We start from the raw sequence: 21,328 nt of genomic DNA, 5'->3' as shown, positions 1-21,328 counted from the left end.
GACGACGGCGTTTTGGAGCGACTTCGATATACAGCCAGTACTCACTAGCGTGAGCTTTAGACGTATACTATTCAGCTATTGCTACTAGTTCTTCGTCGTGGAAGACGGCGAGAGCTCGCGTATCTAAATCTCTTATCTGGTCAGAACTTATACCCCGCATAGCAACCCATGTGGGTAAGGAAGCTTTAATCTCGGAGGTAAGCCAGCGATAGTAGAGGGTCATGATTCTAAGGTAGTTATCGATTGTTGGCCAGCTGGTTAAACTTCAGGGAAATCTCCATTAAATGTGGTTTGTGACGCATTTATGACGTCTTTCTGGGTGAATTTAGGGAGTTGCAAGAGTGGAAAACGCACATTTGAAGATAATTTGAAATCTTTTTGAAAATCTTTTTGGCTCTAAAAACCTTGATATTTAGCGGTGAAATCGATAATCACACGATTGTAAGTTAGCTAGCACACTACTTTTCGAGTTGCAAGGCTATCTGGGGGTGCGTATAGTTATGGGAGTCGCAAGGGTACGAAGCGAAAAACTTCGAACCGAAGCGAACGTCGAAATTACATAGGGTGTTGAAGAGATGAAGAAAAGATAAACTTCATCGCTTTGTTATGTGGTGTGTTTCACGGTTGTTCGTGTTGCATGGTCGCTGGACACCTGGTAAGCTAGACGAGTTGCCCCGATGAGGGTAACGAAAAATGTAAACAAGATGTTGACTGACGTTCTGCAGTCGCCACGATGTAAGTGGTGTGATTGGTTCGTGTGGTTTGTTGTTTGAGAACTCAATAGTGTGCTTTGTTCAATAAATGGCCTCCTTTTCTCATAAATATTGGGGAGGCTTATTGACTGAAACTGATACCAAATATTTATATGTATTTTTGAATACCTTTTGGTTATCAGAATGACAGCTTGAAGCAGTGATGAGTCACCGTACCCCGTGTGGCGTTTGAATCATTGTTTCGTTTTTATTTTGAGATCAGGTTATTCAAGCTTTTTTGTTTTCTAACGGAGAGTTTGATCCTGGCTCAGGACGAACGCTGGCGGCGTGCTTAACACATGCAAGTCGAACGATGAAGACTGGTGCTTGCACTGGTTGGATTAGTGGCGAACGGGTGAGTAATACGTGAGTAACCTGCCTTTGACTCTGGGATAAGCCTGGGAAACTGGGTCTAATACCGGATATGACAAGGAACCGCATGGTTTTTTGTGGAAAGGGTTTGTACTGGTTTTAGATGGGCTCACGGCCTATCAGCTTGTTGGTGGGGTAATGGCTCACCAAGGCGACGACGGGTAGCCGGCCTGAGAGGGTGACCGGCCACACTGGGACTGAGACACGGCCCAGACTCCTACGGGAGGCAGCAGTGGGGAATATTGCACAATGGGCGCAAGCCTGATGCAGCGACGCCGCGTGAGGGATGACGGCCTTCGGGTTGTAAACCTCTTTCAGCAGGGAAGAAGCGAAAGTGACGGTACCTGCAGAAGAAGCGCCGGCTAACTACGTGCCAGCAGCCGCGGTAATACGTAGGGCGCGAGCGTTGTCCGGAATTATTGGGCGTAAAGAGCTTGTAGGCGGTTTGTTGCGTCTGCTGTGAAAGACCGGGGCTTAACCCCGGTATTGCAGTGGGTACGGGCAGACTAGAGTGCAGTAGGGGAGACTGGAATTCCTGGTGTAGCGGTGAAATGCGCAGATATCAGGAGGAACACCGATGGCGAAGGCAGGTCTCTGGGCTGTAACTGACGCTGAGAAGCGAAAGCATGGGGAGCGAACAGGATTAGATACCCTGGTAGTCCATGCCGTAAACGTTGGGCACTAGGTGTGGGGGACATTCCACGTTTTCCGCGCCGTAGCTAACGCATTAAGTGCCCCGCCTGGGGAGTACGGCCGCAAGGCTAAAACTCAAAGGAATTGACGGGGGCCCGCACAAGCGGCGGAGCATGCGGATTAATTCGATGCAACGCGAAGAACCTTACCAAGGCTTGACATATACTGGACCGCCTCAGAGATGGGGTTTCCCTTCGGGGCTGGTATACAGGTGGTGCATGGTTGTCGTCAGCTCGTGTCGTGAGATGTTGGGTTAAGTCCCGCAACGAGCGCAACCCTCGTTCTATGTTGCCAGCACGTTATGGTGGGGACTCATAGGAGACTGCCGGGGTCAACTCGGAGGAAGGTGGGGATGACGTCAAATCATCATGCCCCTTATGTCTTGGGCTTCACGCATGCTACAATGGCCGGTACAAAGGGTTGCGATACTGTGAGGTTGAGCTAATCCCAAAAAGCCGGTCTCAGTTCGGATTGGGGTCTGCAACTCGACCCCATGAAGTCGGAGTCGCTAGTAATCGCAGATCAGCAACGCTGCGGTGAATACGTTCCCGGGCCTTGTACACACCGCCCGTCAAGTCACGAAAGTTGGTAACACCCGAAGCCGATGGCCTAACCCTTTTGGGAGGGAGTCGTCGAAGGTGGGATTGGCGATTGGGACTAAGTCGTAACAAGGTAGCCGTACCGGAAGGTGCGGCTGGATCACCTCCTTTCTAAGGAGCTCAACTTTTTGGTTGGCCGCTTTCGCATACGAGTGTTATGTGGGTGGTTTGCTCATGGGTGGAATATTGGTTTTGGTTGTTGGATGAGGCGCATTGTTGGGTTTTGAGGCTGCAAGCTGTTGTTTGTTGTCTTGTTTTTGCCTGGCGCATTGGATGGTTCGACTGTTGTGGTTGTTCTTGATGGTGTGGGTGGGTTGTTGTTTGAGAACTGTATAGTGGACGCGAGCATCTTCTGGAAACTGCTCAATGGACTCTTTGTGGGTTTGTTGTGTGTTTCTTTGATTTTGTCAAACTTAGATATTTTTGAATGATCTTTGATTATTTGTGTGTTTTGTAAGTTATTAAGGGCACACGGTGGATGCCTTGGCATCAAGAGCCGATGAAGGACGTGTGAATCTGCGATAAGCCTCGGGGAGTCGATAACAGGACGTTGATTCGAGGATTTCCGAATGGGGGAACCCAGCATGCTGTGAGGTGTGTTACCACCAGTTGAATGTATAGGCTGGTTGGGGGGAACGCGGGGAAGTGAAACATCTCAGTACCCGCTGGAAGAGAAAATAAATAATGATTCTGTGAGTAGTGGCGAGCGAAAGCGGATGAGACTAAACCTGTGGTGTGTGATACCGGTTGAGGGTTGCATCATGGGGGTTGTGGGAGTCAGCGTGGTAGGTTCAATCGCCTGCTGAGTCGATGTTGTGTTGTGTAGGTGAACATCTTGGGATGGATGGCCGGAGAGGGTGAGAGTCCCGTAACCGAAATGTGGCACGCCGATTGTTGATCACCCGAGTAGCACGGAACTCGTGGAATTTCGTGTGAATCTGCCAGGACCACCTGGTAAGTCTAAATACTTCTTGATGACCGATAGTGAATCAGTACCGTGAGGGAATGGTGAAAAGTACCCCGGGAGGGGAGTGAAATAGTACCTGAAACCGTGTGCTTACAAGCCGTTGGAGCCTTGTGGGGTGACAGCGTGCCTTTTGAAGAATGAGCCTGCGAGTTAGTGTTCTGTCGCGAGGTTAACCCGTGTGGGGAAGCCGTAGCGAAAGCGAGTCTGAATAGGGCGTTTGAGTGGCAGGATCTAGACCCGAAGCGGAGTGATCTATCCATGGCCAGGTTGAAGCGACGGTAAGACGTCGTGGAGGACCGAACCCACTTCAGTTGAAAATGGAGGGGATGAGCTGTGGATAGGGGTGAAAGGCCAATCAAACTCTGTGATAGCTGGTTCTCCCCGAAATGCATTTAGGTGCAGCGTCGTGTGTTTCTTGTTGGAGGTAGAGCTACTGGTTGGCCGATGGGCCGTATTGGTTACTGACGTCAGCCAAACTCCGAATGCCAATAAGTGAGAGCGCGGCAGTGAGACAGTGGGGGATAAGCTTCATTGTCGAGAGGGAAACAGCCCAGACCATCAATTAAGGTCCCTAAGCGTGTACTAAGTGGGAAAGGATGTGGAGTTGCTGAGACAACCAGGAGGTTGGCTTAGAAGCAGCCATCCTTGAAAGAGTGCGTAATAGCTCACTGGTCAAGTGATTCTGCGCCGATAATGTAGCGGGGCTCAAGTACACCACCGAAATTATGGCAATGTGTTTTAGACATGTTGGGTAGGGGAGCGTCGTGTATCCGGTGAAGCTGCGGTGTGAACTAGTGGTGGAGGGTATGCGAGTGAGAATGCAGGCATGAGTAGCGAATCACGGGTGAGAAACCCGTGCGCCGGATGATCAAGGGTTCCAGGGTCAAGCTAATCTGCCCTGGGTTAGTCGGGGCCTAAGGCGAGGCCGACAGGCGTAGTCGATGGATAACGGGTTGATATTCCCGTACCGACGAAGAACCGTCCATACTGATATTTTGATGCTAACTGTGCGAAGCGACTTGTAACCCTCACTTTGTGGGGGAGCTTGTTGTGGGTTGCAGGACCCGATGAGTGGAGGTAAACGTATTAACAGGTGTGACGCAGGAAGGTAGCCGAGCCACGCGATGGTTGTCGTGGTCTAAGCGTGTAGGGTATCCGGTTGTTAAATGCGCTGGTGTTTGCCTGAGACGTGATGGGACCCCGTTTGTGGGGGATTTGGTGATCCTATGCTGCCGAGAAAAGCATCGACGTGAGGTTCTAGTTGCCCGTACCCTAAACCGACACAGGTGATCAGGTAGAGAATACTAAGGCGATCGAGAGAATCATGGTTAAGGAACTCGGCAAAATGCCCCCGTAACTTCGGGAGAAGGGGGACCTTGAGCGTGGAGGGCACTTGCTGCCCCGAGCGTGTATGGGTCGCAGAGACCAGGGGGAAGCGACTGTTTATCAAAAACACAGGTCCATGCGAAGTCGTAAGACGATGTATATGGACTGACTCCTGCCCGGTGCTGGAAGGTTAAGAGGATTGGTTAGCTCTTTGGGCGAAGCTGAGAATTTAAGCCCCAGTAAACGGCGGTGGTAACTATAACCATCCTAAGGTAGCGAAATTCCTTGTCGGGTAAGTTCCGACCTGCACGAATGGAGTAACGACTTCCCTACTGTCTCAACCATGAACTCGGCGAAATTGCAGTACGAGTAAAGATGCTCGTTTCGCGCAGCAGGACGGAAAGACCCCGTGACCTTTACTATAGTTTGGTATTGATGTTCGGTGTGGCTTGTGTAGGATAGGTGGGAGACTGTGAAGCATGGACGCTAGTTTGTGTGGAGTCGTTGTTGAAATACCACTCTGGTCATATTGGATGTCTAACTTCGGGCCATGATCTGGTTCAGGGACAGTGCCTGATGGGTAGTTTAACTGGGGCGGTTGCCTCCTAAAGAGTAACGGAGGCGCCCAAAGGTTCCCTCAGCCTGGTTGGCAATCAGGTGTTGAGTGTAAGTGCACAAGGGAGCTTGACTGTGAGACTGGCAGGTCGAGCAGGGACGAAAGTCGGGACTAGTGATCCGGCGGTACATTGTGGAATGGCCGTCGCTCAACGGATAAAAGGTACCTCGGGGATAACAGGCTGATCTTGCCCAAGAGTTCATATCGACGGCATGGTTTGGCACCTCGATGTCGGCTCGTCGCATCCTGGGGCTGGAGTTGGTCCCAAGGGTTGGGCTGTTCGCCCATTAAAGCGGTACGCGAGCTGGGTTCAGAACGTCGTGAGACAGTTCGGTCCCTATCCGCTGCGTGCGTTGGAAATTTGAGAAAGGCTGTCCTTAGTACGAGAGGACCGGGACGGACGAACCTCTGGTATGTCAGTTGTACCGCCAGGTGCATGGCTGATTGGCTACGTTCGGGAGGGATAACCGCTGAAGGCATCTAAGCGGGAAGCCTGTTTTGAGATGAGATTTCCTGGCAACTTTGTGTTGTGTGAGGTTCCCTATAGATGATGGGGTTGATAGGCCGGGTATGGAAGCAAGGACTGGAGACTTGTGGAGTTGACTGGTACTAATAGACCGAAGGCTTACATATTTTTTTCTTGGTTTGGTTGTGTTTGCGTCCACTGTATGGTTTTGAAATAACAAAACACTCTTCTTCAACGAAGAAGATAGGCACATGTTAATTTCATAGATTTGCGGTGATTATATCGCAGGGGAAACGCCCGGTTCCATCCCGAACCCGGAAGCTAAGACCTGTTGAGCCGATGGTACTGCACTGGGGACGGTGTGGGAGAGTAGGTTATCGCCGCATTACTTTTAGAAGGCCTTGGAGCATAGCTCCGAGGCCTTTTTTCGTTTAATAAACAGATACACTGAAGGCTTTCTAATAGTTTACTGAGAAAGTATGTTCTAAGGTGGTTACTCCTTGAATACTCCAGTATTCTGAAGAAGACAGTAATCAGAAGAAAGTGAGAACCCGGTGGCGAAAGACAGAAACGTCTCATCCGCTGACGACGCCCGTGAGCGCGCCCGTCAGGTAGCCTCAAAGCAGGCGAAATCGACGTCCAAATCTGGATCAGGCTGGATTAAAGCAACTGTAGCTCTACTGGTGGTAGCGATCGTTGCGATCGTCGCAATCGTTATGGTCAATTCAAAGTCCAAAGAGATTGCCGAATCAGGTCCCGTACCTGCCAGCGCCAATCAGTATGGCGGCATCGTGATGGATAAAGGCGGAATCGTTAAAGATGCCTCATCTGAGCCCAGCCGTGATTTCAACTCACTCTATTCAGCATCTGCATCAGCTACCCCATCGGGTGAGTCTACTGCATCGCCCGTCCCGCTTGGTCTTCCCGATCCCGAAAAAGCTCGTAAAGAAAGCGGTCCCGTAACTCTGACCGTCTTCCAGGACTTCAACTGCATCCACTGTGCTCAGTTTGAACAGGAATACGGTGAAGAAATCCAAAAGCTTATTGACGAAGGCAAAATCAAGCTTGAGGTCCGTAACCTCACATTCCTCGATGCAGCTCACCCCGGTGAATACTCAGCTCGCGCAGCTAACGCTGCTTACTCCGTTGCTAACCAGGTGTCCACCGATGATTACCTGAACTGGCAGCGCGAAATGTTCACCCACCAGGGCAACGTTCTGAAGAATGACGAAATCATCGATATTGCTTCTAAATACGGCGCTGACATCAAAGAAGACATGGACAACAATACCTGGCGTCCGCTAGTGAGCGTTGTGACCCCCGAGTCATCTAAGAACGGAGTGTCCGGCACCCCGACTGTTTACGCAGACGGACAGCAGTACACCAGCAAGGACTTTACCGGTTGGATTAACAAGATCATCTCCGAAAAAGGAAAAGCATAATCTGTAGATAACCGCTAAACTATTAGAGGTTTTGTAGGGACAGCTACTTACCGCGGTAACTCGTGGGGTAGCTGTCCCTTTTTCGTGTGAAGGAGAAGCATGAATAGGAACGTCCAGCTCTTTATCGATTGCGACCCAGGCATCGATGATTTGATGGCGCTCGTCTACGCCGCAGCTCATCCCCGCGTAGATATTGTGGGAGCAGTCGCCTCGGGCGGGAACGTGTCTACCGAAACAGTAGCTCGGAACTTACGGGGTGTCTTGCACCTCGCCGGCGTTCCAGAAGTGCCTTGGGCCTTGGGCGCGAAAGACCCTCTGGGGCAACGTCTTACTACTACAGAAGAAACTCACGGTCTCTTTGGCACAGGGTACGCTCAGCTACCCCTACAGGCAGAACCCACCAACCGGGGTATGGGGGAGGGGGCACAACTCTGGGTGGATATGGCCAACACCTACCCTGGGGAGCTGGACGCCGTCGTTCTTGGGCCTTGCACCAACCTGGCGTTAGCGCTCGACCTAGACCCGGAGTTGCCTTCTAAACTGCGAAGCCTGTACATCATGGGTGGCGCCTTGAACCACACGGGCAATACTATGCCCACCACTGAGTGGAACATCCATACTGACCCAGAAGCGGCATATAAAGTATTTGAAACGTTTTCTCAACCAGGACTGAAATGTTACCCGGTTCTGTGCCCGCTTGATCAAACCGAGAAGAACGAGATGACCCCTGAGCTAAGAGCGCGACTGTGTGCGGGGGAGGCTCCCGTCCTCAAAGCTTTGGACAACGCGTTGCAGTTCTATATGGAGTTTCACGAGAGCGATGGACTGGGATTTATCGCCCACGTTCATGATCCATTTGTAACGGCTCTGGCAGTGAACGATTCGCTCCGAACTAAGGGCGAATCAGAAGTTTTGATGTTGGGGGAGTCGACTGCCACAACTATTGACGTGGAATTGGATGGCCGGCTCACCCGCGGGCAGACGGTCGCCGACTGGCGCAGACGGTGGAACCGCGAACACAACGCAAGAGTACTGACATCTGCGGATACCGAAGAATTTTTTCAACACTATATCGACACGGTCCGAAAAGCATTCGCCCTATAACCGAGGAGAAAAGCATGGCAGAAAGAAACGCGACGTCTGGGCAGAGGCTTTCACCAATGGGTGAGAGTCTCGGTAATCATGAACAAACTCAACATACTCGAGGGACGCACACTTTATTGAACGTGCTGGGGGCACTCGTCATTGCGGGGACTTACCTCTTTACCGTCCTGAGTGCGGGCGGTGGTGCTGAGGATATGACGGTTTCCCTGCCCCTGGTTAGCGGATACGCCGTGGGCGCGATTTTGCTACTCCTAGGAAACCTCCAACGAATTCCACTCTCAGCAGTAGCACTGATACCTTTTGCCGTTGCCTTTAACATCGTGCTAGGTCAGATTGTTGGATTCTCGGGAATCCCACTTTATCTTGACTCCATCGCTACTATCTTGGTGGGTTACCTGGCTGGTCCAGCAGCAGGGGTGCTGACCGGCGTCGTCACTAATCTTGCCTGGGGCCTGACCATCAACCCCACGACTATTCCTTTTGCCGCAGGAGCTGCCGTCATCGGTGTATTGGCAGGTATTGCCGGGCAACATCGTTTGTTGGAGCGCTGGTGGACCGCCCTGCTGGCAGGATTTGGCACAGGTATTGTGGCAGGTTTCTTAGGTGCGCCGGTAGCTGCATTCGTTTTTGGTGGCGGGCAAGGTGTAGGTACTGGATCGCTCGTCGCCGTTTTACAGGCAACCGGACAGTCTTTGTTGGGCGCGGCTACCCTGCAATCCTTGCTTTCTGACCCGCTGGATAAGGCAATTGCCTTCTTACTGGTGTGGGCGGTTGCCAAGACTATACCTCAGCGGGTGAAAAACCAACTCAAAACTCGATGAAGTTACTCGAAAACGGGAATGGGCTCTGGGGTGGTCTTCATCCGCAAACCTGGGTTGTTATCGGATTGAGTTTCATCGTGGTGGCGTTGGCTCCACTGTCGATTTGCGCTCGTATTATTCTGTGGTTGACGGGTTGTGGGCTTTTGTTGGGAGCAGGGCAGGGACGCCGTCTGCTACTTCTCCTGTTAGCGCTGGCGCCGGTTGCCGGGATGTCCTTTCTCATTCAAGCTGTTAGCTTCAACGGGATGCGGGTTCTCGCTCAATGGCAGCCATTTGCCGGATTGAACTTTGCGGTGACGTTGGAGGGTCTACATTTTGGTGTTTTGCTGGCTTTGCAGGTTCTTTGCTTTGGAACCGGATGTGCGCTGATATCGCTGACCACCACTGCGGCTGGGTTGCGCACGGCGCTGGGGAAGTGGCGTCTCCCGCCGAGGCTCATTTACTTGATTGTGGCGTCCTTGAACGCGCTTTCTCAACTGCAACGGTATGTAGCTATTACGAGGGAAAGCGAGCGGGCTCGGGGTCTTGAGCGCAGAACGCTCGGGGGTAACGTGCGGCTTGCGGTGAAAACCGCGACGACCGTTTTTACTCTGGTTCTGTTAGAGCATGAAGACCGTGGAAAATCGTTGGCGCAACGTCGCGTAGAGATGCCCGGGCATCGTACTTTTCTACGAACCTACGCCGATTCGCGTGGGCAGAAGGTTGCGCGTTGGATATTGCCCGCTCTGGCTATTGGGTTGGTTTTGCTTGCTTATGGAGGTGTTCTTTGAAGCAGACTATTGACGCTCGGGCCCTGATGACGGCAGATCTGAACGAGCCGGAATTTCAATCGGCGCGCATTCTGATTTATGGGGGTCGAAATAGCGGGAAATCAGGGCTTGCCGAGCGTTTTGCGCATCGGTGGGGTGCTCTCGTCCAAGGGGCGAATGCTCAGGCGCAACTGAGTGCGCTGTGTTCAACCGTTGCCGAAGAGATTGCTCTGGGGCTAGAAACGATGGTGGCAACGCGGGATGAAATGACCGTTCGGGTTGAGAGCGCCGCCGAGTCGCTGGGAATTTCACATGTGTTAGAACGCAATCCCCTGCAACTTTCTGGTGGGCAGTCGCAGCTGGCGGTGCTTGCATGTTCTGCGGCAATGCAACCTGCGGTATGGGTGATGGATGAGCCTTTCACCGGCTTGGACGACTCCGCGCGAATCCGAGTGCTTGCTCTGTTGAAAGAGTACGAGGGGAGTGTGGTGTGGACGTCGGTCAGGCCGTCCGAAGCTGAGCTGAACCTGGCGACTCATCAGGTGAAGCTGGCTTCTGCGGATGCTGTTCAGATGACGGCGGCGCGAGTTGAGGATTCGAGAGACCGAATTTTTGAACTTTTAGTGGAAGAGATGCGCTCGAACGAAGCGGCAAATCTTCCAGCGTTGCACGTGAAACAGTTAGCCGTGCATCCTCAGCCGCACGATAGGCGGAGAATCTGGGGTAAGCGTGACGCTCCGCAACCGATATTTTCTGGGCTCGATATTGAGCTTCATCGCGGGCAAATTCTGGCTATTCAGGGCGCTAATGGTGCAGGTAAGAGCACTCTTTTGCGCACGCTCGCTGGACTCATACCTTCGGTGGGCGGGGAGTTTTTGGTTGCCGGTAGGTCTCTTGCGGGGGCAGATGCTGCCCAGCGAGTAGGACTCGTCTGTCTTGCTGCCCAGTATCCAGCCCACCATTTTCTCGCCAGCTCGGTAGCAGCGGAGATTTCTTTAGGGCCGGCGGGGCAAAGTTCGCAGGCGCTACGGTCTGAATTATTAGGTGCAGTGGGGCTTGCAGGAAAAGAAGAGGAGCATCCTCAGGACCTTTCGCCTGTTGAACAGCACCTACTAGCTTTGGCGACGGCTATTGCCGCGCGTCCTGCCGTATTGCTTGTGGACGAGCCGACGGCGCGTTTGGACGAGTCTGGCGTGAGCCAAGTGGTTCGATTGCTGAACGCATACTGCGCAGCTGGCGGCGCTGTTGTGGTGGCGACGCACGATGCTGAGTTCCTGGCGCGGGTGAAGCATCGCTCGCTGAATCTCTAACGAGGTGTGAGCGCGCCGACAATGCGAAACTAGCACGCTATGCGGTAGTATGGACGAGTTGCGTTTTTCGCTTCGCCTCCTTAGCTCAGCTGGCCAGAGCACCTGTCTTGTAAACAGGGGGTCACCGGTTCGAATCCGGTAGGGGGCTCTTTTTTCTACCCAAAAATCGGTGTTATATATTCAATCCCCGCTGCTTGACGTAACAAAGCTCCGCATATTCAGCCCGCGCGGCGTCCACTTGTAATATATGAAACGTCCCCCGTCGTTCTCCGCCTAGGAAACCGGCAATACACTCGTATTAACACCTGAAGAGGTAAAACATGAACCCCAATGAAGAAAACAGCGGCGCTTACGGCTTTCTCGTGTTTGCTTGGCTGCAGCTCGCCATCGCTATCACCATGATGATTATCGGATTGTGGACCTTGAAAGAACCGCTGATGGTGAAGGGCTACTATTTCATTACGTCCGTCCTTCTTGTGGGGGGATCCATCACCGCTATGAAGGCCACCTACGACTACAACCGCCACAAGGCATACCGCGAACGTGTAGCTTCGCGTGGTCTCGAAAACTAAAAAGCTCTCACAAACTTTCAAATAAGCGCCTCGAAAGAACGAATCTTTCGGGGCGCTTTGTCGTCTGCGTTGTGCTCGTCAGCCGGGTGCGCACCTCAACCTGCCTACTCTTGCCAGACAGAAATAATAAACGCATAAAAATCTTTCCAAATACCGGCACTAAGTTGGTAGAGCCCCCAAAATTCGCATATTCTAGGGAGGTGCTTAGGCACACCTAACTTAAACAGGCAGTGGGGCGGTCCCCACTAGATTTTGGAGAACTGTCTCATGGTTTCACTTTCACGCGGAGCTTTCCTCAAAGCCGCTGCAGCCACCGCTGCAGCCGGACTCCTCGCAGGCTGCTCAACCGGATCCAAAGATGCATCCGATTCCAGCGCTTCCGCCTCAACCGAGCCCTACACCATCAAACACGCTTTCGGTGAGACTAAATTTGATGCCGTACCCCAGAAAATCGCCATCGTACAGAACTGGCAGAACCCCGACGCCGTACTAGCTCTAGGCGTAGTACCTGCAGGTACGCCCGTCGTCGCATGGGGTGGTAACGAGAACCAGTCCACCCCCTGGTTCGACAAAAAACTCGAAGAACTCGGTGGCAAACAGCCCGTTCGCTATGACGAGACCGACGGCCCCAATTACGAAGAACTCGCAAAGCTTGAACCCGACGCGATCTTCTGCCCCTACGGCGACATGAGCCAGGAAATCTACGACAAGCTCAAGGGCATCGCCCCCGTTGTTCCCGCACCTGAGGGTGTAGGTTCCTGGGCAGCTTCATGGCAGCAAACCGTTGAAATGGCGGGCAAAATGCTGAAGAAAGAAGATGAGGCAAAGAAGCTCATCGAAGACACCGAAGCGAAGCTCAAAGAAAAGGGCGCCGAATACGAGAACCTGCAGGGTGCAACCTTCCTCTCGGGCGCTTTTGACACCGAAAAGAACACCTTCGGCGCATACACCTCCCAGGACACCCGCCCCCGCTTCTTCTCCATGATTGGCATGGAACAGGCATCCTACATGAAGGACAAAGAAAAGGATTCCAAGGCCTTTTTCCTCGATATTTCCGCTGAAGTTATCGACTCCGTCGAAGCCGACGCCGTATGGGCATGGGTCAATGCAGAGGGCGACATCGAAAAGGTCAAGTCCAACGACCTCTTTGCGCAGATGCCAGCGATGAAGCACGACGCCGTCGTCTTCGAAGCTGACAAGACTGCTGGTTTGGCGCTTTCCGCAGCTTCACCGCTCTCGCTCGTCTGGGCTGTCGAGGAAACTCCAATCCTCGAGAACATGTCCAAGGCTGTTGAGAACACCAAGAAAGCATCCTAACTTTTCGCACCCCTCCACGGTTGCCCGCGGCGATTGCCCCGGGCAGCTTTGGGCGTTTATTCATCAAGGATTTTTATGTCCCCCTCGCTGGCACACACTGCCCGAGAAAAACCACATACACAGCGGCAAAGAACCCTAGCGGTGACTGCAGCTCTGGTGGTTCTTCTGGCGCTCGCAGTGGTTTCCTCTATCTTCTGGGGAACACGCGATGTTGGTGTGAATACAGTGTGGAATTACTTTACTCACGCAGACTTGCCCGCCATGACCGAGGCTGTTCTTGATCAGCGCAGCGTGCGCACGCTGTGGGCTGGAACCATCGGGGCGGCGCTGGCGCTTGCCGGTGCAGGCATGCAGGGTGTCACCCGAAACCCCCTCGGCGATCCAGGTATTCTCGGTGTCAACGCCGGTGCCGCATTTGCCGTCGTGGTGGGAATTTCTCTACTGGGAATCAACTCTTCAACCGGGATGGCGGGGCTCGCCTTTATCGGGGCAGGCATTACTTCGGCGCTGGTTTACGGTTTGGCGAGTGTAGGGCGCGACGGCGCTACCCCCGTCAAGTTAGCGCTCATGGGCGCCGCTATTTCCGCAGGTTTAGGCTCCCTTACCTCGGCGCTGATTCTTAACTTCAGCAACGCTTTGGATTCTTTGCGCAAATGGCAGCTGGGTTCTGTCGCCGGTAGCTCAATGGAGGAGTTCTTCCCCGGTGTCTTTCTGCTGATTGCAGGGGCACTAATTATTGGGCTGGGAGCCCGCTCCATCAATAACTTTGCACTCGGCGATGACATGGCCACAGCACTCGGTGAAAACGTGATGCTCAAACGCTTCATCATCTTTATCGGCATTACGCTTCTAAGCGGAACTGCCACCTCAATGTGCGGCCCCATTGCATTCCTTGGACTGATGGCGCCGCATGCTTTGCGCGCGCTCGTCGGGCCCGACTATCGCGCTATCATTCCGCTGTCCGCACTCTTTGGTGCAGCACTTCTCATCGTTGCAGACACCGTTGGCAGGGTTATTATGCCCCCTGAAGAAATACAGGTGGGGGTCACCATGGTTGTCATTGGTGTGCCGGTCTTCATCTACCTGGTACGAACCAAGAAGGCGGTGGAACTTTAATGTCGCAAGTTGCAACTGAGCTGACACCTGTTGACCGCGTAGCGAAACTACGCGCGGACGGACGACGTCGCCCCCGCCTCATCATTGTCGGCTTAGCGGTGACATTGGTAGCGGTCTTTCTCGTTCGTGTGCTCCTGGGAACGTACACGGTGACTTTTCCCGATTTTATTACCATCTTGCAGGGCGGCTCTATTGAAGGTGCTCGTGGAGCTCGTTATATTGTGCTCTCCGATAAGCTGCCCCGGGCGGTTTTGGGAACGTTGACCGGCCTTGCTTTTGGGTGTGCCGGGGCTATTTTTCAGTTGTTGCTCCGTAACCCGCTGGCTTCACCAGATATTATCGGCATCAGCTCCGGTGCCTCGCTGGGAGCGGTATTAGGCATCGTATTCTGGGGGTCAACTGGTTTTGAAATCTCTTTTCTTGCCGTGGCCTTTTCTCTTGCACTTGCCATTCTTATTATGGTGCTTGCCGCAGGGCACGGGGGAGTGGGCAACCGCTTTATCCTCATGGGCATAGGAGTCGCTGCTTTGGGCAATGCGGTGGTGAACTATCTGCTGACTCGGATTGACATCAATTCCGCCCAGTCTGCGATGGTCTGGATGACCGGTTCGCTGTCAGTAGCGAACTGGGAACGCATTCTGATTCTGCTCATTGCGCTGTGCCTGATTTTCCCTGCTGTGATGCTTTTCCAACGGCAGCTTCACGCCCTAGCTGTGGGTGAAGAACTCGCTCAAAGCCTGGGACTGAACGTGACGATTACTCGATGGCTCTATATCGTGCTGGGTGTTTTACTGGCAGCTGTTGCAACTGCCGCCAGCGGCCCTATTGCGTTCGTCGCTTTTGTATCGGGACCCATTGCGCGCCGGCTGATTGGCGGACGGCATTCGCTGACTGCGTCGGCACTCGTGGGCGCAATCATTGTAGTCTTTGCGGACTTCATAGCCGCCAACTTCGTTCCAAGTGGCGCGATGCCCGTCGGCGTCTTGACCGGCGCATTTGGCGCTCCCATCCTCATCTGGTTACTGGTCCAATCTCAGAAAGAAGGTCGCTCATGACCGCCTGCACTTACCGCGAACTGCGCATCGAACATGTCGACCTCGGCTACGGCACTCGAACGATTGTCAAAGACCTCTCCCTTGCCATTCCCGCGGGAAAAATTACCGCAATTATCGGCCCCAACGGGTGTGGAAAATCTACACTATTGCGCGGTATTTCTCGTTTGCTCAAGCCTTCTTCTGGCGAAATTACCCTCGATGGAAAGAACATTCACACATTCCCCGGTAAAGAATTTGCTCGGATGGTTGGACTACTCCCGCAGAGCCCCATTGCCCCTGACGGCATCACCGTGGCGGACCTGGTTTCTCGCGGCCGATACCCCTATCAGGGAGTTTTCAAACGCAATACCGCTGAAGACGACGAAGCGGTCGCCTGGGCACTTGAAGCCACCAACACCATGGGTTTAGCAGAACGTTCAGTCAGCGAATTATCCGGTGGTCAACGCCAGCGCGTATGGATTGCCATGGCACTTGCCCAACAGACCGATATTTTGCTCCTCGATGAGCCCACTACCTATCTGGACCTTGCCCATCAAGTAGACCTGCTGGACTTGCTGTCCGACCTCAATGAGGAGCGGGGAACTACTATGGTTCTCGTGCTTCACGAGCTTAACCTGGCTGCACGAGTCGCCCACCACCTGATTGCCATGAAAGACGGCGAAATCGCATGTGCTGGCAAGGCAGAATCCGTTATGACCAGTGAAAACCTACATCGCGTGTTCGGTTTGAAAGCTTCGGTGCACGATCCGGAAAAGAGCGGCGCCCCCGTAGTGGTTCCTCACGCCCGTGTTGCCCGCGGAGGGTTCTCAAAAGCAAACGCCGGCCAAGCAATGAGTGAAGCCGATCGAGAGGACAACTCTAATGAATAAGCTACGTACGCACAGACAATCGGTGATTCATCAGTTTGGATTGTTCCCCGTGGTCGTGACAGGGGTACGACAGCTCACCGAGCATTACGTGCGCATCTCTCTGGCCGGACCTTCACTACATCACGCAGCAGAAGAAATTTCCGAAGGCACCGGGGACGTGGTTGACGCTTACATCAAGCTGTTCATACCGCCGGCAGGTAGCTCCCAGCCCACCGACATTGTGCTCGAAGATAACTGGCGCGCACAGTGGTTTGCTCAGCCTACGGATGAACGCGGTTGGATGCGAACCTATACTGTGCGTAATTCCCGGCTTATACCTGCTGATGCGATATCCCCGCCGGCTACTCAGTTCAGACCGGCTGCAGATGCCGACCTCTCGGTATTAGACCGTGAATACCCCTCCGACATCGTACCTGAAATCGATATCGACTTTGTGCTTCATGCCGATTCTGCTGGAGAGATGGGCCCCGGTGCTACCTGGGCTAACCAGGCGCAGGTGGGGGACTCTATCTCTTTCCTCGCTCCTATGCGCGGCAATAACCTATGGAGCTCTTGGAACCCGGGTAAAGCGTCGAAAATCTTGGTGCTTGCGGACGAAACTGCTGTACCTGCGGCACTTTCTATCGTGCGCACTTTGGACCGCAATACGCGGGCAGATATCTTGTTGGAAGTGCCTGGCGAGGGCGATATTATGACGCCGGAAATAGCTGATATTGCCGATGCCGCAACCGCATTCCCACATGTCACTGTGCGCTGGCTTCCCCGCGGGTGCAACGGTGCGTCATCGGTCAGAGGCGAAGAACTCTACCGCATGTTGCGTGAAATCCTCGACGTTAAACTCAACATCCAGTACCGAGTCATCGAACAAGTGACGGACGAAGAAATCGTGTGGGGATTAGCGGATGAAGACAGTGATTATTACGTGTTTATCGCCGGAGAGTCGGCGGTTATTAAGACGCTGCGACGCATCTGCGTTAACGATGCGGGGCTAGATAAGGGCAATATCTCGTTCATGGGGTACTGGAAACGGGGACGAGCGGAGAGCTGAGCCAACTCGCTCACAACCGCAGGTGAGGGAGCGCATACTGGACCCCGCGCTTTTGCTCACCCCTCTTTATGAAAAGATGGAATAAACCTCGTTGAGAAAGTTGAAGTATGTCTATCTTAAATAATGAGTTCTCCATCCGCTATGTAGCTATCGGCGATTCGTTTACCGAAGGGGTAGGCGATATCGACGCCGACCGCCCTAACGGGGTGCGTGGTTGGGCGGACCGTGTGGCGGAACAGTTCATGTTGGCAGATTCTGAGGCGCTCTATGCCAATCTTGCGATTCGTGGACGGCTCTTGGATCAGATCATAGACGAGCAAGTTCAAGCTGCGGTTGATCTCAAACCTAACCTGGTCAGCTTTTATGGCGGAGGCAATGATATTTTGCGCCCCAGCACTAAACTTGATCAGCTTTTGGAGCGCAAGGGAAAGGCCTTCGCAGCCCTTCGCGCTGAGGGGATTGAAGTATTCACGTTCACCGGTATGGACGTACGAGATTTCAACGCCTTCAAATCCACCCGCCCTAAAACTGCCCTTTACAATGAACTTCTCCGCGAAGTTGCGGACGAGAATGGGGTGCACATCGTTGATTTTTGGCGTATGCGGGAATTCGCTCATCCCGTCTACTTTGCGCCGGACCGGCTGCATCTTAATACTCGTGGCCATATCAAAATGGCTCGAAAGGTCTTAGACGTTTTGAGCGACCAGTCAGTCTCGCTTGAACCCGATGCACTCACCATGCCATTAGATATTCTCAACGCCCGTCCGACTCGTATGCAAAAAGTGCGCGATGATGCACGATGGGCGCGCGAATTTGTGGTGCCCTGGGTTGGACGCCGCATTCGCGGAACGAGCTCGGGCGACGGTATCTCACCGAAGTACCCCGAACTGACCCGTTTTGAAGTAGAGCAATAGAATGACTGCCTGCGGAATTCGGGGATATGACAGGGGCGTCCTGAAGTTTTAAGGATTAAGCCGTTAAAGTCACACCATAAATTGCACCGATGTAATTTAGGGGAAAAATCCTTTGCGGGCACGCTTAAACCGCAAAGAAAAAGTTAAGGGTTAAAGGTCACTTAAACCCTGAAAAATCAAGGAAAAACGCCATATCTCTGATATGCTTGGCTCTGGTTTTGCGTTTCTGCGCCCAAGACCGGTTCTCTGCGGTATCACTGAACTTCGAGAGAGTTCCCTGTGATATGAGCGGTATTAAACCGGCGCTTAGGTTGCAAGAAAGCCTGTATTTACCTAGTATTTAAGGCTGTCGCATTGGTGGCAACACCTCTCGACACCTTGAATTATTCACCGTTATCCCGCGGGCAGGGATTTGGCTTGTCTTCTCACCCAAGCTGAGTCTCAAACACTCTAGCCCGGAGAATAACCCGGTGCTCTACCTTGGTGACGGGACGCAAGCCGCTTGTGAAAAAACAAGTGTGCACCCACCGCGCACCGTCATTTCGTCAACAAATGGAGGAGAAAACTATGGCAGCAGTCTGCCAGGTGACCGGAGCTGTTCCCGGCTTTGGACACAGCATTTCCCACTCGCATCGCCGCAACAAGCGTCGATTCGACCCGAACATTCAGAAGAAGCGCTACTGGGTTCCCTCACTGCGCCGCTCTGTAACCCTTAACGTTTCTGCAAAGGGCATCAAAGTTATTGATGCACGTGGCATTGACGCTGTAGTTGCAAGCATCATCGCACGCGGGGAGAAGATTTAATCATGGCTTCAAAGACCAAGGACGTACGTCCTATCATCAAGCTCAAGTCCACTGCGGGTACCGGTTACACCTATGTAACTCGTAAGAACCGCCGTAACAACCCCGATCGTATGACTCTGAAGAAGTATGATCCCGTTGTTCGTAAGCACGTAGAATTCCGAGAGGAGCGATAAGTCATGGCTAAGAAGTCAAAGATCGCTCGTAACGAGCAGCGCAAAGAAATCGTTGCACGCTACGCAGAAAAGCGCCTTGCGCTGAAGAAGACCCTAGTCGACGAAAACGCTTCTCCTGAAGAGCGCGAGGCAGCACGCCTCGGCTTGCAGAAGCTTCCTCGTAACGCTTCACCTGTTCGCGTTCGTAACCGTGACCAGATTGACGGCCGCCCCCGTGGTACCTTCCAGAAATTTGGTATCTCACGTGTTCGTTTCCGTCAGATGGCACACCGCGGCGAATTGCCCGGCATTACCAAGTCAAGCTGGTAAGGTTTGGCTAGAACGATTAGCCTTATCAAATAGGCTAGTTGCCTAGATAAACATAAAGTCTCAGGAGGGGCATCTAATGGCTAAGAACCGTAGCGAACTCGTCGCAGAGGTTGCAGAAAAGGCTGGCACCAGCCAGGCAGCAGTGAACGGCGTTCTTGACGCACTGTTCCAGGTTTTCGAATCTTCAGTTTCTAAGGGCGAGAAGATCACCATCCCCGGTTGGATGGCAATCGAGCGCACCGATCGTGCAGCACGCACCGGTCGCAATCCTCAGACTGGCGAAACCATTCAGATTCCGGCTGGTCACGGCGTTAAGCTGACCGCTGGTTCCAAGCTGAAGGCAGCAGTCTCCAACAAGAAGTAATTTTCTTGTAACAGACTTTCTCAGCTCGACTGAGAAAAGGGAGTCACCTCAGGTGGCTCCCTTTTTTTGTATTCTCATAACAGCGGTGGGGTGCTGGAGCGTAGCGAAGGCACGGGGCCGCGGTAGCGAAGAATGCCGGGGAGTCCGCTAAACTTTAATAATCTGCCGGTATTAAACCCACAGGTTACGTTGTTGAGAGGAGAGGGTGCACTATGCGTAGTTCAACGCTTGGGCGCACCGCCCCAGTCTCAACTATTCTCAAGGGGCCGAGAGAACCGGCTCTATCGCGTTCAGACCGCCTGATTCGTGGTTGGATTGTTGCCGCTGGCGCTAATATTTTGGGCGCGGCGTCGCACGGTCTTGCCGGGGGGAATCTCCCGCATCCTCTGCTCTGGTTACTCTGCACGGCGCTTTCAGCGCTCGTTTGTGTGGCACTTGCTGGGCGCCGTCTACCTCGACTGGGCATGGCGGCTTCGGTAGTTCTTTCCCAGGGTTTGCTGCACTTTCTCTATATGAGCACCGGTAGCGTGGCTCAGGTTTCCGCGGCTCACACCCACCACGGGTTGCCGGCAGGAGCTGCGTTGGGTCACCCTGCGATGGCGCAGCACCACGATCTATCGTGGCAAATGGTTGCCTTGCATTTGGGCGCCGCTCTTATTACTTTTCTGATGCTTCGCCGAGGTGAACAGCTCAGCGAAAAGATTGAGCATGCCTTTAGACGTGAGCTGCGAGCATGGTTTGTTCTGCCTGCTCTGCCGATGATTCCCCGGTTACCGAAGCTAATGGCGCAGCGCCCGTCGGCTATTTCGCAGATTCAACAGGTACTCTCTGATGTCAGAGTGGTGCGCGGTCCTCCGATAGTTATTGCTTCTTTCTCAACCCTGCACTAACTATCTTGTTTAAGGACTCATCATGAAAAAAGTATTCACCAGTTTCACCCGCTCATCTTCTCTTTCAACCTCGCTGCGAGTAGCGGCGGCATCTTCTCTAGCTATTCTGGGACTGGGGCTCATGGGTCCCGCTCAAGCACACGACGAGCTAGTCTCCTCTACTCCTGAACAGAATTCCTCACTGCAGGAAGCCCCTCAGGACATTGAACTTACCTATAGCGGCGAACTCACCCAGGTCGAGGGTGCTACTCAGGTTCGGGTAACCGACTCTGAAGGTAAAGAGGTAACCAACGGTGCACCCGCCGTTAAGGGCAAAACCGTGGTTCAGAAAATCGCAGGTCATGGGACTAACGATGATACCTACACCGTGACCTGGCGCGTGGTCTCCTCGGACGGCCACCCCATCCAGGGCTCCTATGAGTTGACCGTAGGGGAGGGTGCTCAGGAATCTTCGAGCGTTGCAGCTTCGCAGTCTGCAGAAAGTACTTCTGAGGCTACTGAACAGACGACTGACTCTAACGGTGTGGTCAAGCTTGGACTCTTTGTGCTCGCAGGTCTAGTAGCATTTGGCGCAATTGTTGCCATTATTGCCAAAACCCGCCGCCCTCAGCGGTAATTTCCCGCTTCTTCGGCTTTCTTATGAAAGCTCTTTCTGGCGTACCTACGCTTTCATACTTCGC

At 53.2% G+C, this 21,328-nt stretch carries 19 protein-coding genes, 1 tRNA gene and 3 rRNA genes; 22 read left to right on the top strand and 1 reads right to left on the bottom strand.

All coding sequences use genetic code 11. From position 1 onward, the window contains the following. Positions 1-67: 67 nt before the first annotated feature. Positions 68-223 (bottom strand): hypothetical protein, encoded by a 156-nt coding sequence (locus tag IDM48_RS09500; protein ID WP_190617115.1) that lies wholly within the window; start codon positions 221-223, stop codon positions 68-70. 774 nt (positions 224-997) lie between these two features. Between IDM48_RS09500 and IDM48_RS09495 the strand changes: the two genes are divergently transcribed. From IDM48_RS09495 to IDM48_RS09390, 22 genes are all read left to right on the top strand, one after another. Then, a 16S ribosomal RNA gene (locus tag IDM48_RS09495) occupies positions 998-2,527 on the top strand. Between the two features lie 340 nt (positions 2,528-2,867). Further along, positions 2,868-5,958, top strand: a 23S ribosomal RNA gene (locus IDM48_RS09490). 102 nt (positions 5,959-6,060) lie between these two features. After that, positions 6,061-6,177: ribosomal RNA gene (rrf, locus tag IDM48_RS09485) — 5S ribosomal RNA — on the top strand. Together the 16S, 23S and 5S rRNA genes form the textbook arrangement of a ribosomal RNA operon. A gap of 168 nt (positions 6,178-6,345) precedes the next feature. Then, a complete protein-coding gene (locus tag IDM48_RS09480; protein ID WP_190617114.1) occupies positions 6,346-7,233 on the top strand; it encodes a DsbA family protein in 888 nt (295 codons plus the stop codon). 99 nt (positions 7,234-7,332) lie between these two features. Next, positions 7,333-8,337: a nucleoside hydrolase gene (locus tag IDM48_RS09475; protein WP_190617112.1), complete on the top strand. Its 1,005-nt coding sequence runs from the start codon at positions 7,333-7,335 to the stop codon at positions 8,335-8,337. A 14-nt stretch (positions 8,338-8,351) separates the two neighbouring features. Continuing rightward, the gene (locus IDM48_RS09470) at positions 8,352-9,158 is read left to right on the top strand and encodes an ECF transporter S component (protein WP_145175773.1); all 807 of its coding nucleotides are present in this window, start codon (positions 8,352-8,354) and stop codon (positions 9,156-9,158) included. Further along, the gene (locus tag IDM48_RS09465) at positions 9,155-9,928 is read left to right on the top strand and encodes an energy-coupling factor transporter transmembrane component T family protein (protein WP_190617110.1); all 774 of its coding nucleotides are present in this window, start codon (positions 9,155-9,157) and stop codon (positions 9,926-9,928) included. The genes IDM48_RS09470 and IDM48_RS09465 overlap by 4 nt, the downstream gene beginning before the upstream one ends. Then, positions 9,925-11,217 carry an ATP-binding cassette domain-containing protein gene (locus IDM48_RS09460; RefSeq protein WP_190617108.1) on the top strand — a complete coding sequence of 431 codons (1,293 nt, stop codon included), beginning with the start codon at positions 9,925-9,927 and terminating at the stop codon, positions 11,215-11,217. The genes IDM48_RS09465 and IDM48_RS09460 overlap by 4 nt, the downstream gene beginning before the upstream one ends. A 74-nt stretch (positions 11,218-11,291) precedes the next feature. Further along, positions 11,292-11,365, top strand: a tRNA-Thr gene (locus IDM48_RS09455). A gap of 172 nt (positions 11,366-11,537) precedes the next feature. Then, complete coding sequence (locus IDM48_RS09450; RefSeq protein ID WP_190617102.1) at positions 11,538-11,789, top strand: YiaA/YiaB family inner membrane protein; 252 nt, start codon at positions 11,538-11,540, stop codon at positions 11,787-11,789. A 267-nt stretch (positions 11,790-12,056) separates the two neighbouring features. Further along, the gene (locus IDM48_RS09445) at positions 12,057-13,106 is read left to right on the top strand and encodes an ABC transporter substrate-binding protein (RefSeq protein ID WP_068169976.1); all 1,050 of its coding nucleotides are present in this window, start codon (positions 12,057-12,059) and stop codon (positions 13,104-13,106) included. 141 nt (positions 13,107-13,247) lie between these two features. Next, positions 13,248-14,222, top strand: coding sequence for a FecCD family ABC transporter permease (locus IDM48_RS09440; protein WP_190617101.1), 975 nt, complete (start codon positions 13,248-13,250; stop codon positions 14,220-14,222). Continuing rightward, positions 14,222-15,277, top strand: coding sequence for a FecCD family ABC transporter permease (locus tag IDM48_RS09435; protein ID WP_190617099.1), 1,056 nt, complete (start codon positions 14,222-14,224; stop codon positions 15,275-15,277). Before IDM48_RS09440 ends, IDM48_RS09435 begins: the two co-directional genes overlap by 1 nt. Further along, positions 15,274-16,146, top strand: a complete 873-nt coding sequence (locus tag IDM48_RS09430) for an ABC transporter ATP-binding protein (RefSeq protein ID WP_145175757.1) — start codon at positions 15,274-15,276, stop codon at positions 16,144-16,146. The genes IDM48_RS09435 and IDM48_RS09430 overlap by 4 nt, the downstream gene beginning before the upstream one ends. After that, positions 16,139-17,194: a siderophore-interacting protein gene (locus IDM48_RS09425; protein ID WP_145175754.1), complete on the top strand. Its 1,056-nt coding sequence runs from the start codon at positions 16,139-16,141 to the stop codon at positions 17,192-17,194. Before IDM48_RS09430 ends, IDM48_RS09425 begins: the two co-directional genes overlap by 8 nt. 107 nt (positions 17,195-17,301) lie before the next feature. Continuing rightward, entirely contained in the window at positions 17,302-18,108 is an 807-nt protein-coding gene (locus IDM48_RS09420; protein WP_068169967.1) for an SGNH/GDSL hydrolase family protein, read from the top strand. A 567-nt stretch (positions 18,109-18,675) separates the two neighbouring features. Then, positions 18,676-18,912 (top strand): 50S ribosomal protein L28, encoded by a 237-nt coding sequence (gene rpmB, locus IDM48_RS09415; protein ID WP_068169964.1) that lies wholly within the window; start codon positions 18,676-18,678, stop codon positions 18,910-18,912. A 2-nt stretch (positions 18,913-18,914) separates the two neighbouring features. Continuing rightward, positions 18,915-19,085, top strand: coding sequence for a 50S ribosomal protein L33 (rpmG, locus tag IDM48_RS09410; RefSeq protein WP_145175751.1), 171 nt, complete (start codon positions 18,915-18,917; stop codon positions 19,083-19,085). Positions 19,086-19,088: 3 nt separating this feature from the next. After that, positions 19,089-19,394, top strand: a complete 306-nt coding sequence (gene rpsN / locus IDM48_RS09405; protein WP_068169958.1) for a 30S ribosomal protein S14 — start codon at positions 19,089-19,091, stop codon at positions 19,392-19,394. Between the two features lie 76 nt (positions 19,395-19,470). Then, entirely contained in the window at positions 19,471-19,758 is a 288-nt protein-coding gene (locus IDM48_RS09400) for an HU family DNA-binding protein (protein WP_068169956.1), read from the top strand. A gap of 212 nt (positions 19,759-19,970) precedes the next feature. Continuing rightward, positions 19,971-20,648 (top strand): hypothetical protein, encoded by a 678-nt coding sequence (locus IDM48_RS09395; RefSeq protein ID WP_190617097.1) that lies wholly within the window; start codon positions 19,971-19,973, stop codon positions 20,646-20,648. 22 nt (positions 20,649-20,670) lie between these two features. Continuing rightward, complete coding sequence (locus tag IDM48_RS09390; protein WP_190617095.1) at positions 20,671-21,264, top strand: copper resistance CopC family protein; 594 nt, start codon at positions 20,671-20,673, stop codon at positions 21,262-21,264. Positions 21,265-21,328 lie beyond the last annotated feature (64 nt).

Origin of the sequence: Rothia amarae (genome assembly GCF_014705945.2) — a bacterium.
Lineage (GTDB): Bacteria > Actinomycetota > Actinomycetes > Actinomycetales > Micrococcaceae > Rothia > Rothia amarae.
This window is presented reverse-complemented; position numbering and strand designations above follow the sequence as displayed.

What these genes read in the sequence shown, in the direction of transcription:
- rpmB (WP_068169964.1), top strand. Translation starts at nt 18,676, where the DNA reads ATGGCAGCAGTCTGCCAGGTGACCGGAGCTGTTCCCGGCTTTGGACAC.
- IDM48_RS09435 (WP_190617099.1), top strand. Translation starts at nt 14,222, where the DNA reads ATGTCGCAAGTTGCAACTGAGCTGACACCTGTTGACCGCGTAGCGAAA.
- IDM48_RS09450 (WP_190617102.1), top strand. Translation starts at nt 11,538, where the DNA reads ATGAACCCCAATGAAGAAAACAGCGGCGCTTACGGCTTTCTCGTGTTT.
- IDM48_RS09475 (WP_190617112.1), top strand. Translation starts at nt 7,333, where the DNA reads ATGAATAGGAACGTCCAGCTCTTTATCGATTGCGACCCAGGCATCGAT.
- IDM48_RS09465 (WP_190617110.1), top strand. Translation starts at nt 9,155, where the DNA reads ATGAAGTTACTCGAAAACGGGAATGGGCTCTGGGGTGGTCTTCATCCG.
- IDM48_RS09390 (WP_190617095.1), top strand. Translation starts at nt 20,671, where the DNA reads ATGAAAAAAGTATTCACCAGTTTCACCCGCTCATCTTCTCTTTCAACC.
- IDM48_RS09400 (WP_068169956.1), top strand. Translation starts at nt 19,471, where the DNA reads ATGGCTAAGAACCGTAGCGAACTCGTCGCAGAGGTTGCAGAAAAGGCT.
- IDM48_RS09420 (WP_068169967.1), top strand. Translation starts at nt 17,302, where the DNA reads ATGTCTATCTTAAATAATGAGTTCTCCATCCGCTATGTAGCTATCGGC.
- IDM48_RS09445 (WP_068169976.1), top strand. Translation starts at nt 12,057, where the DNA reads ATGGTTTCACTTTCACGCGGAGCTTTCCTCAAAGCCGCTGCAGCCACC.
- IDM48_RS09500 (WP_190617115.1), bottom strand. Translation starts at nt 223, where the DNA reads ATGACCCTCTACTATCGCTGGCTTACCTCCGAGATTAAAGCTTCCTTA.
- rpmG (WP_145175751.1), top strand. Translation starts at nt 18,915, where the DNA reads ATGGCTTCAAAGACCAAGGACGTACGTCCTATCATCAAGCTCAAGTCC.
- IDM48_RS09470 (WP_145175773.1), top strand. Translation starts at nt 8,352, where the DNA reads ATGGCAGAAAGAAACGCGACGTCTGGGCAGAGGCTTTCACCAATGGGT.
- IDM48_RS09430 (WP_145175757.1), top strand. Translation starts at nt 15,274, where the DNA reads ATGACCGCCTGCACTTACCGCGAACTGCGCATCGAACATGTCGACCTC.
- IDM48_RS09395 (WP_190617097.1), top strand. Translation starts at nt 19,971, where the DNA reads ATGCGTAGTTCAACGCTTGGGCGCACCGCCCCAGTCTCAACTATTCTC.
- rpsN (WP_068169958.1), top strand. Translation starts at nt 19,089, where the DNA reads ATGGCTAAGAAGTCAAAGATCGCTCGTAACGAGCAGCGCAAAGAAATC.
- IDM48_RS09425 (WP_145175754.1), top strand. Translation starts at nt 16,139, where the DNA reads ATGAATAAGCTACGTACGCACAGACAATCGGTGATTCATCAGTTTGGA.